Below are 16,627 nucleotides of genomic sequence, written 5' to 3'. Positions count from 1 at the left end.
GCTTCAGCCTCGCGGAGAATACTGATGATCTGTTCGTCGGAAAAACGCTTCTTCATGGGGATGTCCTCATGTGGCTTATGAAGACATTACTAACATCGCGGTGTATTAATCAACGGGGAGCAGGTCAGTGAGCCTCCACACTCTCCACTGTATGGTCTTTAGGTATTCTATAAGACCTTAGGCACGGGAGTCTTATGCTTTTTATCAACATATCCACTGAATAGATCAATTCTTTTAAGATCATATGAAGATCATATTGAGATCAACAAAAGATCAAAAGAGATCACCGGTGTTCTATCTTTATGATCTTAAAAATAAATTCACTACTATGGGTATTTACTTTCATGCATAAGGTCTCTACTTTCATGAGGTGTGTATCTACTTTCATGAAAAAGGTCTCTACTTTCATGGAAAAGGTTTTTACTTTCATGTTATAAAGGTATCCACTTTCATGACAATGTGATCTTTCTGACCTAAGGGTGTGGATAAGTGGGAAACGACAACAAAGTCATAGACATAAACAATCCTTTTGCCATCGTAAAAAAGGATTCTGAAACAGTTTATCTACTGGAACCTAACAGCAATAAGACGGTTCAGCCGGTGGCTTTGCTGCGTCTGAGTGTCTTCACACCCGTGGCGCCGAAGGAAAAAGGAAAGCGTGACTTTCTGATCGACGCCTCCGACGAGTTATCAAGTCTTGAGGTGGCAAAGCGTGAAGGTTATACGGATATCAAGATCCAGGGTGCGAAGCTGAGCATGTCTACGGATTTCAAAACGTGGCTCGGCATCATTATGGCCTTCTCCACATATGGCTACAGGAGCGAAACCATTCGTCTGCCGTTCACTGAGTTCGCCAAGATGTGCGGCATTAAATCCGCAGATCTTAACGCCCGCTCGCGTAAGCGCCTCCACGACTCACTCTTCAGTATTTCCAGCGTGACGCTCGCCTTCAGCAGCAAAGATGGTAAGAAATCTATGTTCTCTCATTTGGTGCAGCGAGCGGTGTTGAATATGAACACGGATACGGTGGAAATAACGGCTGACAGCAATCTATGGGAGCTGTACCGCTACGATCACAAGGTGCTGCTGGGTCTTAAGGCACTGTCTGAGTTGTCCCGTAAGGAGGCCGCACAGTCGCTGTATATCTACTTTGAGAGTATGCCCAGCGGTACGCTCTATATCTCTATGAAGCGCCTGAGAGAGCGTCTGGCGATGGGCTCACCCGTCAAGCTGCAGAATTCCATTATCAGGCGGGCTATGGCTGACTTGGTGAAGATAGGCTATATCGATTATACCGAGCTGAAAAAAGGCCGTGAGATCCAGTTCGTCATCAACAGTCGCTCTCCCAAACTTCAGGCGTTACCCGGTCACTGATTTTTTAGGTATTCACTTTCATGCAGACGGCACAGATGTCTTCACTTTCATGATGTGAAGTCAAAGGTATCTACTTTCATGGATGATCACCGGAAAATGATGCCGCCCTTATCATGCTCAAAGGTATCATTCTTCATATACTCCGTCGTATGAACGTACCCACCTGTTGCTAACATACGTTTTCCGGTATTTACTTTCATGCATGTATCGATTGCGGTATCTACTTTCATGATGATCCCGTGGTGAAGGTATCCACTTTCATGGAAAATGCGTACATGTCCTGCAGCAATTCATGAAAGTAGATACCATTCGGCAAGCATCTTCACGCTGTTTCATGAAAGTAAGTACCCTTACAGGTTAAGGCTCAATGAGGTCTCTGTTTTCATGGTGGCCTTCACCTGCTACATGAAAGTAGATTCCTTTTATTCAGGGGACACCTTTCAATTGAGCTGATAAGTTTGTGATTGCTCACTTACTATATGGTGCTTGTGGGATGGGGTTCTCTATTTCTGACGCGCGTTTTAACATTCATTGAGTAAATCACACGTCCTAAGGTGACAGGGTGATACCGGGTATCGGGAAAAGGTATTTACTTTCATGTGTGCGTCAATCTGAGTGCCTGCCGACCCCTCCTTTTCGCGGTACTGCATGAAAGTAGATACCCTTACTGTCCGGCTACACTGTCACCTTTTCCGCTGACGGCGGGTGTGTTTCCTCGCTGCTTCTTGAAGATCCTTTCTCTAGGGCATTGTAGGCTTCGAGGCAGGCAAATATCTCACGGGTGGCACCTATAAAGGCAGCATGTATGCAACGACCATGAACTTCCACACGAGCAGCGCCCTAAACAATTGTAATCACCATCGCGGTATTGACTACCGCGTCAGTCGGGACATTCAGAAGCTTATCTTGTACCTAACTTGGCTAAAGTGAACCTGCCCATCCCGCTCTCTAGGCTAGGTGCGCTATAGTGAGAGGTAGCTTGTCCATATGTTCCAGTGCACGGCAAACTGAACGGCAAGAACCTGCAACTGGTGACTGTAGAGGCGCCTCAGTTTCAAGAGGCTACGCTGGCGCAGCTCGCGTTTAATGAAGGTATCGGCTCCGTCCTTCAAATGGTCCCGGGTGAAAATATGCTCAACCTTGCCCCCCTCACTGTTTACCAGGCTGCGGGGATACCAGCTATGTCGGCTTTGACGAGCCAGACGTCCACGAACAGCACGGCTGGCAGGATCAGCTATAGGAAAGAACCGTTACAATCCATCAGCTCGAATGCTTTCGCAACAATTGCTTCCATCAGTTTTTCTTCTTTTGATTAATCACTTTTAAGGCCTTGGCAGGCTTCTCAGCATCGCCGCGGCCTCAGCGCATTGCCAGCTGAACGATAGGTTCAGCGTGGCGGCAACCACCAGTATAAACCCCCGAGTGTTAACGTCAATTGAGCGCGCGTTTTGTGACGGCCAATGCCTAGATAACGTTCACTGGCTGGCGGTGGTACAGCAGCTGCATGATGTAGAAGTGGCTGAACGCGTGCGGCGTGACGGTGCCTAAAAGTACCCACCGGCGTCGTGTGCCCGCTTCAAAACCGCCTTCAACCATTTGCCAGGCTCTCGTCAGTCACCGAACAGTGCAACTTGAGCCGCTTCGGCCGTTCGCTCGCGAGGCACACCTTCACTTGGCGGGCGTATGCCGGATCGGAGGGCAGCGACAGGCGCACCGCGTCTTTTGGCGGCCGGCCGCGCCGGCTTCTTATTTCTTCCGGCAGTATGCGCACGAACGGGCGCGGGTTGTCTATCACAAACCCCTCGGGCGTGAGGGTGCATTACTAACTGATGTACTACAGGGTGCTGGAGAAAAAGTGGTGGCGCTTGTCGGGCACGTAGCGCTGAAGCGCTTTTATGAAATTTGCTGGAAGGAATTAGGCTGCTTATCCGTTGATTTTCACGTAGCAATGCCCGGGGGATTATGCGCTATTTTCCCGCACTATGGACCCGAACGGCGCCTTTGTCAGAATTGGAGTAATGCTTGGAAATTAACAAAATAGTAAAAATCTATCTGACTTCATAAGGCCGGTTGAGCTGTGTACGACGGTATTTGAGCTAAACGTGGTTGCCAGCCGGTAGGTTAGCTTCAGCCTCGATACCTGCAGCGTATCGAGGCTGAAGCGCTGCCTGCTTTATCTGCCAAGTACCAGCTACCCTCGGTGTTCTTTTCTACTTTGCATTAACTGAGTTGATTTGCAAATTTAGTGTTGCTTTGCATGAAATATCAAGATTTAATATTTGTATGCAAAGCTAATAGGGAGAATATTTGTGGGACTGATGAATACGCTCGATCAGTGCATTGCCGCTGGACATGAGATGACCCGGGCAATTGCCGTAGCGCAGTTTAATGATGACAGCCCGGAGGCGCGCAAAATTACCCGCAGGTGGCGCGTCGGTGAAGCGGCCGATCTTATCGGCGTGTCACCGCAAGCCATACGCGACGCGGAAAAGGCTGGACGCCTGCCCTACCCTGACCTTGAGATGCGCGGCCGCGTGGAGCAGCGCGTAGGCTACACCATTGAGCAGATCAATCACATGAGGGATGTGTTCGGGACTCGCCTGCGCAGACCCGATGAAAGCATCCCTCCTGTGATTGCTGTCGCGGCCCACAAAGGCGGAGTCTACAAGACTTCTGTGTCAGTGCACCTGGCACAGGACCTAGCGCTCAAGGGGCTGCGCGTGTTGCTTGTTGAAGGCAACGATCCACAGGGCACGGCCTCCATGTATCACGGCTGGGTTCCTGACCTGCACATCCATGCCGATGACACGCTTCTGCCTTTCTACCTAGGCGAACGTGACGATGCCCTTTACGCCATCCGACCGACCTGCTGGCCCGGCCTGGACATCATTCCGTCCTGTCTAGCGCTGCACCGTATTGAAACTGAGCTCATGGGCTGCTACGACGAGGGTAAACTGCCCACCGAGCCGCATATGATGCTCCGCCTCGCAATTGAGTCAGTGGCTCAGGATTATGACGTGGTGGTGATCGACAGTGCGCCCAACCTCGGCATTGGCACTATCAACGTGGTGTGCGCGGCGGACGTGCTGATAGTGCCTACGCCGGCGGAACTGTTTGATTATACCTCTGCCCTGCAGTTCTTTGACATGCTCCGCGACCTGCTGAAGAATGTTGATCTGCAAGGATTCGAGCCCGACGTTCGAATCCTGCTCACCAAATACAGTAACAATAATGGCTCGCAGTCGCCTTGGATGGAAGAACAAATCCGCGACGCTTGGGGCAGCATGGTGTTGAAAAATGTGGTGCGCGAAACCGATGAGGTTGGTAAAGGACAAATAAGAATGCGTACTGTGTTTGAGCAAGCCATTGATCAGCGATCTTCAACTGGCGCGTGGCGCAACGCACTGGCGATCTGGGAGCCCGTTTGCAATGAAATCTTTGACCGTCTGATCAAGCCTCGCTGGGAGATTCGCTGATGAAACGTGCACCTATAATTCCAAAGTCGTCGCCCTCCTCCGCGGCCACCATACCTGCCGCCGCGCCTGCCGCACCGATGGTAGATTCGCTAATCGCACGCGTCGGCGCCATGGCCAAGGGAAATACCATCGTCCTGCCGGTATGCGGCCGTGATGTGAAGTTCACGCTTGAAACCGTGGCCGCCGGACAGGTGGAAAAGACCACCCGCGTCTGGGCCGGCAATGAACGCGTTCAAGCGTTTCTAACCGAAGACGCCCTTGATGATCTGATACCTTCCTTCTTACTAAACGGACAGCAGACCCCTGCGTTTGGTCGGGAGGTGAAGGAAGGGATTGAAGTGGCGGACGGCAGCCGCCGCCGCATGACGGCGATCCTTACTTCGTCTGAATATCGCGTTCTGGTTGGTAACCTTGATGATGAGCAGATGGATGCTCTGTGCAAGCTCGGCAATGATTACCGGCCGACCAGCGCGTACGAAAGAGGTAAACGCTATGCGCTGCGGCTGGAAAAAGAGTTTGCGAACAACATCTCCGCGCTGGCTGACGCGGAAGGCATATCGAGAAAAATCATTACGCGCTGCGTTAATACCTCCAAGCTGCCTCAAGAAGTGATCTCGCTTTTTTCACATCCGGGTGAACTCTCCGCTCGCGCGGGAGAACAGTTGTACCGGGCGTCTGAAGGTAAAGATGCACTGCTTGCCGAAAAAACACAGTCCCTATTAGCGGGCCGAAAGAATGGTCTGCTCTACGACGCGGATGATATCTTACAGGAGCTCACCGCAGCGTTGACGAAAGACACCTCTCCTGCCCGTGTGTCCGCTGAAAAGAAACAGCTTGGTCCGGGGGCGACCGCGCAGTATAAGGGCAAAAAAGTTCTTTTCACTTTGGACAGAACTAAGGTTTCCGAAGATCTTATCGTTCAACTTGAAGAGTTACTGACCCGCCGCCGCACGTAAATTCAGACTGGGACCATGGTCCCAGTTTACTGTTTCCATCTGTTTTACTACAAACTTCGGCAATGCTGATAAACAATTGAGCCCCATCCCGTTACCAATTCATATGACAGTCTGTCTTTGGATTCAGTTTTCACCTTTCAGCCGTCATCATCTTTAAGACACGAACAGTGCACATGCGCGACTGGAGTTCAGCATTTGTCTGAACCGCCACATCTCATTCTTCAAATCATAAATCCGTATCTTCAGCTTGTTACTACTACTTTAGTTCCATTAGCATTCTCAGACTTAAAGCTGATTGGGACCACGGTCCCAGCCCTGTTCAAAATTTATCGGCCATAAGTTGTGCAGCTTATGGCGGTGCATCAGAGCAAAATCATGTGCTTTGAAGCGCATTACATTGTTTTTTAAAAAGGTGGTTACGACCAGTTGCTAAGTTGGGACCATGGTCCCACCTCGTTCAGACGTCCTTTTTTATACTTTAACCGGGTAAATGCCCTCACTCGATGCCTGTCTAACAGTCCTGCTCCAATGCGCAACCATTAAGCACATTTATATCTAAGACCCTCGAACTGGCTACGCCGGTGCTACCAACCGGTTAAGACCTGGGACCATGGTCCCAGCCATATTTAATGGTGATTGTAATTAACAGTTCACCATTAGGATTAGGTGTTGAACCATGATTCTCGCATTGTGAGGATATAAAAAACGTCGAATGAAACACCGGATTTCTTACATTGTTGTGACTGGGACCATGGTCCCAGTTGAATGTGGTTTCACTCCTCATTATAAGAAATCACGAGATGTTGAACGAAACCAAAATCACTATTTTTCACAAAGAGTTACCTGTGCGCTCTGTACGGTGGCTGTGCATCTACTTTACTGGGCTGCGTTAAGCAGAAGAGCCGGCAGCATAATTGCAAGAGTTGATTGAATGGGTCTTAAACCGGCCCACTTACTCCTTATCATCTTTCAAATGCGTACGACAGGTTTCAGACTGTATGGCAAAAATCAGGTTGCAGAATATCGCGTTCAGTAAACTAACTTATTGGGACCATGGTCACAGCTTATCGAATATAATTCGGTAACTATCAGCCATCTATATCCGGAAAATATGTATGTCGCCCCTGCTGCCCCAGCAATACCACATGTAATTTCGCTATCATCACGCTCGTGACTTATTTCGCAGAAACAGCATGAACTTGATGGAGCAATAATGCGGGGTTTTACGATCAGAGTCATTTCATTGATACCTTTCGCAAAGTAATGGGGACGACGCCCCATCACTGTGCTTCGCAGGTCTGCTCAGGCCATCATAAATTCCCGTTACCTTGACACACAATGAATTAGAGCGCAAAATAGCCGAAGATAAGAGTCGAGGCGATGCAGGAATATTAAAGCAGCCGCTGACCAAGCATTCTGCCGCCGAAGCTCCCAACAAGGCATAGCACGAATGGCCAGAACATACCCGCAATAAAGAACCCGCGCAGAAACCACGATGTGCCAGTCAGGTCATGATGACCTATCTCAGACTGCCGAACCTCATTTTTTCAATGAAAATGGAATGTCCCAAATCGTGACATCTGAAAAACGCAATCAAGTGACAGGCACAAATGCCGCTTTCCGGAATAACATTTTGTTGCCAGCCGAGAAGAAAAGCCTGGGCTCTGGCGAAGCGTTCGAAGAGGTTAAGATATGTATTTGCAAACACGACGGTGCGTTTTTGAGACGCGTACTTGATGCCCTCGTTTACAGAGTAGAAATAAGCAAAATGTTTTGGATAGCTGTTGGCTTCGCCGGCAATCGCGAACAGGTCAACGATTTTGTAGCAGCAGCCGGGTAGGGCAATTAGCCCCTCATCAATTTGGCGCTGCAGCAAGGCTAGGTTATCTGAAAAAAGTTCGTCCACCACATCGGAAACTTCCTGCAGTCCGCGATTAGGTAATGCAAACCATGCGGAATAATGCTGTGCCCTGGATTTTCCCGCCCATGTCGACATATAGCCAATACCCTGCACCAGCTCCTGTTCATCAAGACCGGCTATCTGCGAGAGCAGTTCGCCTGCGGTAAGGGGATCTGAGAGTACATCAGCGCGCAGTTGCAATGCTTTTCGGGTGTCCGGGTCAGTAAAATCCCGGGCGAGCTTAAAACAGATAATGCTGAGCTTTTCTTCAACGGACTGAAGCAATGTGGTGCCGGTTCGCGTGGAAACTGGATGGATATGATTTGCCGCATCGGCAAGACGGGTCGCCTGATGGATAAGATCCAGTACAGCGGGAGAAAGTGAGTCTGGCAGAGGAATATCCATCATATGAATGTGATATGATTTAGCAGCAGGCTAGAATGATGTCGTAAACATGAAATTCCCTTCCATAATGATAAACGGGACACTCACTTAACCAGTCCGCATGTTTCTGGTATTGGAAAGAATTGCGCTGTATCTTCAGATCACTTTGTTGGGCAGGCATACAGTAAGTAATAGGACCTTGTTGCTGCTGAGAACCGGCCTTATTAAGCTCACGTTAATGTCTGATGCCGATAATCTGACGACGGGCGCTGTCAGAGGGGAGGGGAGGAGAGTAGGAAATATGACAGACCTAACCTTACGTCAGCAGAATGATATTTTAGTCATCACTGTTCCGGATGATGTGGTTGACCTTGCCGGCTGGACGCCTGGTATCCAGCTGAACGTCACCGTCGAGGGTGAGACAGTGACACTTACTCCTGCTTCACACCTGCCCCTCGGCCGCAAAAAGCTGGCGCATCTGCTGTCCGGTATCGATCAGAGTGAGACTCACTACCTCAACGAAGAAAGTCACGGCGGACTTAATGACGCACCGCAAGGCAAAGAATCAATCTGAGAGTTATGCATTTATGACAGGCCAGGTATTTAGCTGGCCGGGGCCTGATCACATTCAGCCGGGCTGATTATCGGCATATTGCATTTATACGGCACGGCCTGCCGCCTGCTCGGGAATGAAAGCTTGGCTATAAATAATTTTTGCTATGGCAGACAGAGGGCAATATTAAAAAATAGACTATGATATATATGCTGTATAGGCTGTAATATATAAAGGTGAATTTGTGTGGCTCCTTGATACCACGGATTTATTCGCGGAATGGCTCAAAGAGCAGGATAGAGCGATGCAACTGGATGTGCTTGCCGCACTGAACCTTCTGAAGCAGGAAGGTCCGTATCTTGGTCGGCCCCATGTGGATACGCCGTACAGCTCAAAAATCCCGAACATGAAAGAACTGAGGGTGCAGAACAACGGGCGGCCCGTAAAAGAGTTCTTTGTGTTTGACCCTATGGGTTAAGCCATTGTCCTGTGTGCGGGTAATAAAGAAGGCGCTGATGAAAAGCGCTTCTACAAGACCATGATCAAAGCAGCAGAAGATGAGTACCACCGACATCTGGAACAACTGAAACGGAGCGGGAAATGAAAACGCTTGATCACCTGATGGCTGATCTTACACCTGATGAACTTACTCAGGTACATGAAAAAGTCGCGGCAATGCGACTTGATTCTCAGCTGTATAAACTGCGTGAGGCGCTGTCGAAAACACAAAAGCAGCAGGCTGAAGCCATGGGTATTGCACAGCCTTCCGTAGCGGCTATTGAAGGGCGCGGTGAAGATCTGAAAATTGCCACGCTCAAACGTTATGTTGAAGCCCTTGGCGGTCAGCTGACGATTGGAGTTAATATGCTTGGCGGCGAGCACGTCGATTTTATCCTCTGACTGATGCTGATATACCGGAAGGTGCGTTAGCGGAAATACGCCTGACGCATTTTTTCGACAAGTGCAGGTGAGCGCTGACCCTGTTAGTAACGCAAAACAAGTGTGTGATGCCTGGCTTTAGGGCCTGTCCGGTAAAAAATATTTCATACAGGCCCCTCTGAAAAAAACAGTCGATGTTCCGTTTGCTCGCCCGGCTATAATAAGCGGGCAACTGGAATGTCATCCCCGCGCATGGTCCATGCCGGCGAAAGCATCTCGCGTTTCATCTGCCACTCATTGCTGACACCCTGACAGGCAAACTACATGTGCCTCATCCCGGACTGATTAATGCCGTCCAGCACCTTCATCAGCTGCGCGCTGTTTGCCCGTGGCTTATCCTCATCAAACAGGTTCAGCTGACTGGCGCCGTTCGGTTTATAGTCATCGAGTATAATGCCGGCCTTCATAAAGCATCGCCCGTCAGGCCAGATTCGGTCGAGCGATCATATCGTCCCCTGATCAAGCCCAGCGGCTCCTGTGTGACCACCTTTGTCGTGATGCGCTCCTCAAATTACCGGCCGCAGACGATCTGCTATTTCGCCGGCGCAAACTCCTTTAGGTGAATGCACTATTCACCGTTGAGCTCGCGAACGGTGCGTTCGATCACGACGCTGAAGTTTTTTCGGATGAGGGCAGGGTGCGCGCGCCAGCAGTAGGGCGTATTAAATGCCCATCAGGTTGAGCCTCTTGCCGGTGCGCCGGCCGGCCGGTCATTACCGGTGAAACGGCTGACACGGACAGCATTTATCTTCCTGATTTCAGTCAGGGTACACTGTTATCAGCATTTGGTGAGGAAAATGACCCTCTGGCTGCGTCAGTCAGGTCAGTCTCCTCCGTTGCAACCGGCCTTGAGCCCGTCAGAGATATCTGGTACATCCCGGCACTCCAGGATGATATCAAGCATCTGCAGGATATGGCCCACCGGCTTGTCTTCGAGGTCGCTGAGGTGATGGGCTGTGCGGGCAACGTGCGGGAAGATAAACACTCTCAGTCAGCAGGCTTTGCCCTCTCCGAAACCAGTAGTGAATTTATCCTCTTTCTGGCGGGTCTGTTCAGCTCCCTCCTCAACAGACAGTTCTATATGTTTATGTTCTGCCTGAATTTCTTCGGTACTGAGTCTCCGGAAACCGTCAAAAGCGTTCTGCAAATGCTGCGGAGCGGTAACACGCTGTGGCCTTGTGAAGCTAAGTTCGAAGGCAGTCTGCACTGGAACATTTGCGTGCCGGATGCCACTGATATTTTTTGGGTGCTGAATGAGATCGACAGGGTTACAGACGGTGAGGTTTTCAGATAAAACGGCCCTGCCTGTTTGTCAGGCTGGGTTAGCTCACTTTTGCATCGTTGGTGACAGGAAAGATAGGTGGGTTGATAACAAATAGTCTCGAAGAGAAAAGAGGTGATCAGAAAACGGCACGGCTTTTGCTTGACTTACTTTTTGGCATCAAAGGGTGGGGGAGCAATGGATGACGCACTGAGTTGGTTACAGGCCTCAAGGCAAAGCGATATTGCCAGCCTGCAACGCCTTCGCCAGACCGGCAAACTCATTACCACCGTCAGCGAGCTGGTGCATCAGCTTCAGCGCGAGCGGGGGGCGAGCAATCTGTGGATATGTTCAGAAGGCAGGCTTTACGGCGAGCAGCGGCTCGCCAGTGAGCAGGATGTGACGCGCTGCCAACGGGATTTTTGCCAGGCCTTACCCAGGGTTGAAGCCCAGCCGGGATACAGCCGCTTCTGTAACCTGATCGCCGCCGCGCTGCAGGCCCTGGCTGGATTACCGGCGTTGCGCCAGCAGATTACGCAACAGCAGATCGCGCACGCGCAGGCCGTTGCGGCGTTCAGTACCATTATCCGTAGCTTACTGAATCTGGTCTTTGAGGCCGCCGACACCGCCAGCCATCCTGACATTACCCGCGCGCTCATTGCGCTGTTCAGCTTTATGCAGGGCAAAGAGCTGACGGGACAGGAACGCGCCCTGGGAGCGGCCGGCTTTGCTGCCGGACAATTTAGCGCGGAGCAGCGCAGCGCCATGGTGGCCTTAATTGAAGCCCAGGAACAAAGCTTTTCGACCTTCCAGCAGTTTGCCGATGAGGCGGTTTTACACCACTGGCAGCCGCTGGCGCAGGCCGCCGGTATTCCCTGTCAGCGCGGCATTCTGGTGGATCGCCAGTTGCGCACTGCGCACGCCGGAATTTATGCCGTAGGCGAATGTTGTGAAATCAGCGGCGAGACCTTCGGTCTGGTCGCGCCCTGTCTGGCCCAGGCAAAGATTCTGGCGGCGCAACTGGCCGATCGGCCTCAGGGAGATTTCTACAGTGCGGCCACGGGCACCCATCTCAAAGTCAGCGGCATTTCCCTGTTTAGCGCTGGTGACGTTCGCGAAGCCCCGTCTGTCACCAGTTTTGACCCGATCGCCGGGCACTATCGCCGCCTGTTCCTCAAAGACGGCCGACTGAACGGCGTGCTGCTGTATGGCGACTGGCAGCGAAGTGGCGCGCTGCTGAACCAACTCCATAATGCCGGACCGGTTTCTGTGAATACGCTGTTCGGCCTTGATGAACCTGAAACGCAGCCGCTGGCTGCAGGAAACCCTGTGATGAGCCAAACGAAACCTGTATTAGCCGTCTTGGATCACGGCATGGTCAGCCACCATTTTCTGGAGCAGCTGGTCGCCCGTAACCTGCATCAGCATTATCACATTGTGGTCTACGGCGAAGAGCGCTATCAGGCTTACGATCGGGTTCACCTTTCTGAGTATTTCACCGGTAAAACGGCAACAGAGTTGTCGCTGGTGAGCGAGGATTTTTTTGCCCGGAACGCAATTGAACTGTGCAGCGGTTGCCGGGTAGAGGCGATCGATCGCCAGCAGCGCAGCCTGCGTGACAGCGCGGGACGTGAGCTGGCCTGGGATAAGCTGGTGTTGGCCACCGGCTCCCGCGCCTTTGTACCACCGTTACCCGGCCATGACGCCGGGCGCTGCTTTGTCTAACGCACGCTGGACGATCTGGATGCCATCGCAGCTTGTGCCCGTCAGAGTCAGCGCGGCGTGGTGATCGGCGGCGGGCTGCTGGGGCTGGAAGCCGCCAATGCGCTGAAGCAGCTGGGGCTGGAGACGCACGTGGTTGAGTTTGCGCCGCGCCTGATGGCCGTGCAGCTGGACGACGGCGGGGCGCTGATGCTGCGGCAAAAGATCGACTCGCTGGGCGTGACGGTGCATACCTCGAAGCAGGCCGAACAGATTGCCACCCAGCCTGACGGCAGTCTGGTGCTGCACTTTGCCGATGGCGGCGAGCTGACCACCGATCTGGTGCTGTTCTCTGCCGGTATCCGCCCGCGTGATGAGCTGGCCCGGAGCGCCGACATCAGCGTGGGGCCGCGCGGCGGCATTACCATCAATGATCAATGCCAGACGAGTGACAGCGACATTTATGCTATCGGCGAATGCGCGTTGTGGAACGGGCAGATTTTTAGCATGGTAGCGCCTGGCTACCAGATGGCGCGTGTGCTGGCCGGGCATCTGGCGGCCGAACCGGCGCAGTTCACCGGTGCCGACATGAGCACTAAACTGAAGCTGCTGGGCGTAGAAGTCGCCTCCTTTGGCGATGCGCACGGCAAAACGCCGGGCAGCCTGAGCTACCACTGGGCCAACGGGCCAAAAGGCATTTACAAGAAGATCGTGGTTAGCGCCGACAATGCACGACTGCTGGGCGGCGTGCTGGTGGGAGACAGCAGCGACTATGCCACGCTCCTGCAAATGATGTTAAACGCCATGCCGCTGCCGACGGCAGCGGAGACGCTGATTTTGCCTGTGTTGAATGGTGCGCCGGCCAGTGCCCAGGTGTGTTCCTGTCATAACGTCAGTAAAGGCGATATCTGCCATGCGGTGCAGAGTGGCTGTGGCGATATGGCCAGTATAAAAAGCTGCACCAAAGCCGCAACAGGCTGTGGCGGCTGCGCCGCGCTGGTAAAAAAGGTGATGGAGTTTCAGCTGGAAAACCTCGGCGTCGCCGTTAAAAAAGACATCTGCGAGCACTTCGCCTATTCCCGTCAGGAGCTGTATCACCTGATCCGGATTCATGGCATCAAAACCTTTGACGAGCTGCTGGCCAGCCACGGGCGGGGCTGTGGTTGCGAGGTATGCAAACCGCTGGCAGGGTCACTGCTGGCCTCGTGCTGGAACGATTACCTGCTGAAACCGGCACACTTACCTTTACAGGACACGAATGACCGTAACTTTGCCAATATCCAGAAAGATGGCACCTATTCGGTCGTACCGCGCGTGCCGGGGGGCGAGATCACGCCACAGGGCCTGATTGCCATCGGCGAAGTGGCCGCGCGTTACGATCTCTATACCAAAATTACCGGCGGCCAGCGTATCGATCTGTTTGGTGCGCGGCTGGACCAGCTGCCTGCTATCTGAGAAACCCTGCTGGCAGCCGGTTTTGAAACCGGTCATGCCTACGGAAAATCCCTGCGTACGGTAAAATTCTGCGTCGGCTCGACCTGGTGCCGTTATGGCGTGCAGGATTCTACCGCTTCGACATCGCGCTGGAGAACCGGTATAAGGGCCTGGGCGCACCGCATAAGATCAAGATGGCGGTGTCCGGCTGCACCCGCGAATGTGCGGAAGCACAAAGTAAAGATATCGGGGTCATCGCCACGGAAAACGGCTGGAACCTGTACGTCTGCGGCAATGGCGGCATGAAGCCGCGCCATGCGGAACTGTTTGCCAGCGATCTGGACGATGACACGCTAATCCAGTACGTCGACCGGATTCTGATGTTCTACGTGCGCACGGCGGATCGCCTGCAGCGTACCAGCGTCTGGATGGATAACATGGAGGGCGGGCTGGACTACCACCCCGCACTTTTGCCCGGTGTCAAAAGATTGTGGTGGATTTTGCGATAACTATAGACTCAAGCCAGTATTATTAGGTCTACTAGGTCAGCATTTGGTTTGCCAGATCTCGCTATGAACACGGCTACTCTGGTATGGACATCCAGAGCTCGTAGAAATATATGCACAGGCCAGCACAGATTGTTGTCACGGATAAATGCGCACATCAGGTGGCAGTTTTGAGAAGTACACTACGGTTTTTTTATATCGATAACCCGCGTAATAAACGGTACTAAGACTGGGAGTCGGTCTGAATTTTTTTGGCTAACGAGTCAGAGACATTCTTTCTAATCCAGTCAAAGGTGCTGTGGTGACATAAAAACGTGAGCGATGCTTGCAATGGAATGGCCAAGATCAACAAACTGTTTAGAACTCTTCGAGGTGACGCTTAACGCTAATGGGCACCACTCCTTTAAATAATCTTGAATGACTCATAGATGTCTTATAAACCGAGTGAGGTTCATAGACCTGCCAAAAATGAACCAGAGAAAAAGTAAATCCCCCATATAATCGGTCTGAATATCTGAAGTAACGTCTGTTGCAGCTAAAGAACTAAAGAAAAGGGTTTATTGTAGTGTGAACAATTGATTATAAGTCAAAGTCCCTCAGCATATAAGGTGTGGTAAAGACGCTTATGATTATTACACTAACCTTGGCATTCGAACAAGATGGTAACGAAATTGCAACCACTAGGGTTTGGTCTTGGTTTTGGTATTAAGCAAATTTTCTCACACTCCTCGTCAGTAAACGCAGGTATTATATGAAAACCATTCCTCTGGGAGAATATAATGCTGAATGTTTTGATTGCTGATGACCATGCAGTTATTCGTGTTGGAATTCGGATGTTACTTGAGAAAGCAGGGCATAAAATTATTGGTGAGACTGGTAATGGCATGGATGCAATTGGTATGTCGCTGAAAATGAGACCAGACCTTGTCTTGCTGGACATTAGCTTGTCAGGACTAAGTGGTACAGAAGTGATAAAACAGCTACGTAGCCTTTATGACCCGCCTAAAATCCTAGTTTTCACTTCTAAAACATCCAAAGAAACCATCATACGTTGTCAAGCCATGGGTATCAATGGCTTTGTAGCAAAAACAGTTGGTCTGTTAGAATTTATTGAAGCGGTTAAAATTGTTGAACGCGGCTATAATTATTTCCCACCGTCAGAACTTATGCAAAAATGGCAGTTGGAAGAGTCTGAGAAAGTTGAAACTAACCGATTGATGTCACAGCTTTCTATACGTGAATTCAGTGTGCTCAAAGGACTGGTTAGCGGTTTGAGCAACAAAGAGCTCAGCCTACAAATGTCTCTGAGTGAAAAGACTATAAGTACTTACAAGCAACGGCTGAAAGCCAAGCTTAACGCACGATCAATTGTTGATCTGATTGGCTTTGCACGTAGGAGCCAGCTGATTGAATAAATATCTAAGCACCATACTTCTGCTCTTACAGTGTTCTGTGCTTTTTTCCATCCCGCAGGTTCAGGCTGAATCGTGGGGGTTACTAACTCACGCACCTTTATCCGATGTGAAGCAACTACCTGTTTCTGAGGAAGATCGGCTCTGGCTGGTTCGTAAGCAGACTTTGATAATGGGCATTCTTACATATGATTCTCCACCTTACGGCTTACGTACGCTCACAAAGGAATATGAAGGGCTAAATGCTGACTATATCGGTTTAGTTGCAGCTCAACTTGGATTGCAGGTAAGGTTAGTGCAGTTTAAGAATAGCGAGGAGCGCTGGCGCGCACTTAAGAATGGTGAGATCGATGTAATCCCAGAAGTCACTGTTACAGAGCTTCCCCAGCGTTATGTCATGTCATTTCCTTACTACCAAGAGAAAATGATTCTTGCGGTTAAATCTTCTGACCGAGCGCCGTTACCTAGCGATTTAGCGGGAGTGTCAGTGGCGATGGTAGAAGGGTACGTTCCACTGAACGATGTAAAGCAACAATATCCACAAGCACAAATACAAATATCTGATAACTATCAAGAAGCATTAAGTGCTGTCGCCTTTGATACATGACCTGCCCCCCGGATTAAATACAAAACTCAGTTAGTAATGTCGGATCCTTCACTCTCAGAATTACCCTTTCTCCAGCTCGCTGCAAATTCAGACGGCGTCTGATAATTCAGCGTGGAGTGCGGAC

Annotated in this window: 11 protein-coding genes and 4 pseudogenes; 12 read left to right on the top strand and 3 right to left on the bottom strand. The window is 51.0% G+C overall.

What is annotated here, in order from left to right:
• The first annotated feature begins 489 nt into the window (after positions 1-489).
• The 5 genes and pseudogenes from MXF20_RS23100 to MXF20_RS23080 form a co-directional block, all read left to right on the top strand.
• Positions 490-1,374: a RepB family plasmid replication initiator protein gene (locus MXF20_RS23100; RefSeq protein ID WP_325971633.1), complete on the top strand. Its 885-nt coding sequence runs from the start codon at positions 490-492 to the stop codon at positions 1,372-1,374.
• Positions 1,375-2,369: 995 nt separating this feature from the next.
• The gene (locus MXF20_RS23095) at positions 2,370-2,690 is read left to right on the top strand and encodes a hypothetical protein (RefSeq protein WP_325971632.1); all 321 of its coding nucleotides are present in this window, start codon (positions 2,370-2,372) and stop codon (positions 2,688-2,690) included.
• A 993-nt stretch (positions 2,691-3,683) separates the two neighbouring features.
• Positions 3,684-4,850, top strand: a complete 1,167-nt coding sequence (gene sopA / locus MXF20_RS23090; RefSeq protein ID WP_141496930.1) for a plasmid-partitioning protein SopA — start codon at positions 3,684-3,686, stop codon at positions 4,848-4,850.
• Complete coding sequence (locus MXF20_RS23085) at positions 4,850-5,806, top strand: ParB/RepB/Spo0J family plasmid partition protein (RefSeq protein WP_325971631.1); 957 nt, start codon at positions 4,850-4,852, stop codon at positions 5,804-5,806. The genes sopA and MXF20_RS23085 overlap by 1 nt, the downstream gene beginning before the upstream one ends.
• 1,239 nt (positions 5,807-7,045) lie before the next feature.
• Positions 7,046-7,138 (top strand): annotated as a pseudogene (locus MXF20_RS23080) (AraC family transcriptional regulator); the annotation flags it as partial.
• A 62-nt stretch (positions 7,139-7,200) separates the two neighbouring features.
• On the opposite strand, the pseudogene MXF20_RS23075 reads toward MXF20_RS23080, so the two are convergent.
• Positions 7,201-7,308 (bottom strand): annotated as a pseudogene (locus tag MXF20_RS23075) (LysE family translocator); the annotation flags it as partial.
• Positions 7,309-7,325: 17 nt separating this feature from the next.
• Complete coding sequence (locus MXF20_RS23070; RefSeq protein WP_325971630.1) at positions 7,326-8,114, bottom strand: hypothetical protein; 789 nt, start codon at positions 8,112-8,114, stop codon at positions 7,326-7,328.
• A gap of 277 nt (positions 8,115-8,391) precedes the next feature.
• Here MXF20_RS23070 and MXF20_RS23065 point away from each other — a divergent pair, with 277 nt between their 5' ends.
• From MXF20_RS23065 to MXF20_RS23055, 3 genes are all read left to right on the top strand, one after another.
• The gene (locus MXF20_RS23065) at positions 8,392-8,664 is read left to right on the top strand and encodes an antitoxin (RefSeq protein ID WP_325971629.1); all 273 of its coding nucleotides are present in this window, start codon (positions 8,392-8,394) and stop codon (positions 8,662-8,664) included.
• Positions 8,665-8,887: 223 nt separating this feature from the next.
• A complete protein-coding gene (locus MXF20_RS23060; RefSeq protein ID WP_418936873.1) occupies positions 8,888-9,121 on the top strand; it encodes a type II toxin-antitoxin system RelE/ParE family toxin in 234 nt (77 codons plus the stop codon).
• 122 nt (positions 9,122-9,243) lie between these two features.
• A complete protein-coding gene (locus tag MXF20_RS23055; RefSeq protein ID WP_325971628.1) occupies positions 9,244-9,543 on the top strand; it encodes an XRE family transcriptional regulator in 300 nt (99 codons plus the stop codon).
• Positions 9,544-9,737: 194 nt separating this feature from the next.
• On the opposite strand, the pseudogene MXF20_RS23485 reads toward MXF20_RS23055, so the two are convergent.
• Positions 9,738-10,228 (bottom strand): annotated as a pseudogene (locus MXF20_RS23485) (DUF4113 domain-containing protein); the annotation flags it as partial.
• Positions 10,229-10,495: 267 nt separating this feature from the next.
• Between MXF20_RS23485 and MXF20_RS23040 the strand changes: the two are divergent.
• The 4 genes and pseudogenes from MXF20_RS23040 (at position 10,496) to MXF20_RS23025 (ending at position 16,503) form a co-directional block, all read left to right on the top strand.
• Positions 10,496-10,876, top strand: a complete 381-nt coding sequence (locus tag MXF20_RS23040; RefSeq protein ID WP_325971626.1) for a hypothetical protein — start codon at positions 10,496-10,498, stop codon at positions 10,874-10,876.
• 165 nt (positions 10,877-11,041) lie between these two features.
• Positions 11,042-14,436 (top strand): annotated as a pseudogene (gene nirB, locus MXF20_RS23035) (nitrite reductase large subunit NirB); the annotation flags it as partial.
• 827 nt (positions 14,437-15,263) lie between these two features.
• A complete protein-coding gene (locus MXF20_RS23030; protein ID WP_325971625.1) occupies positions 15,264-15,899 on the top strand; it encodes a response regulator transcription factor in 636 nt (211 codons plus the stop codon).
• A complete protein-coding gene (locus tag MXF20_RS23025; RefSeq protein WP_325971624.1) occupies positions 15,892-16,503 on the top strand; it encodes a transporter substrate-binding domain-containing protein in 612 nt (203 codons plus the stop codon). The genes MXF20_RS23030 and MXF20_RS23025 overlap by 8 nt, the downstream gene beginning before the upstream one ends.
• The last annotated feature ends 124 nt before the right edge of the window (positions 16,504-16,627 follow it).

Origin of the sequence: Pantoea dispersa (assembly GCF_035783935.1) — a bacterium.
Lineage (GTDB): Bacteria > Pseudomonadota > Gammaproteobacteria > Enterobacterales > Enterobacteriaceae > Pantoea > Pantoea dispersa_C.
The sequence above is the reverse complement of the archived record's forward strand: the minus strand, read 5'-3'. Positions and strand labels throughout refer to the sequence as shown.

Excerpts from the sequence above, each read along its gene's own strand:
- MXF20_RS23065 (WP_325971629.1), top strand. The coding sequence starts at position 8,392 with ATGACAGACCTAACCTTACGTCAGCAGAATGATATTTTAGTCATCACT.
- MXF20_RS23040 (WP_325971626.1), top strand. The coding sequence starts at position 10,496 with ATGGCCCACCGGCTTGTCTTCGAGGTCGCTGAGGTGATGGGCTGTGCG.
- MXF20_RS23070 (WP_325971630.1), bottom strand. The coding sequence starts at position 8,114 with ATGATGGATATTCCTCTGCCAGACTCACTTTCTCCCGCTGTACTGGAT.
- MXF20_RS23030 (WP_325971625.1), top strand. The coding sequence starts at position 15,264 with ATGCTGAATGTTTTGATTGCTGATGACCATGCAGTTATTCGTGTTGGA.
- MXF20_RS23085 (WP_325971631.1), top strand. The coding sequence starts at position 4,850 with ATGAAACGTGCACCTATAATTCCAAAGTCGTCGCCCTCCTCCGCGGCC.
- MXF20_RS23055 (WP_325971628.1), top strand. The coding sequence starts at position 9,244 with ATGAAAACGCTTGATCACCTGATGGCTGATCTTACACCTGATGAACTT.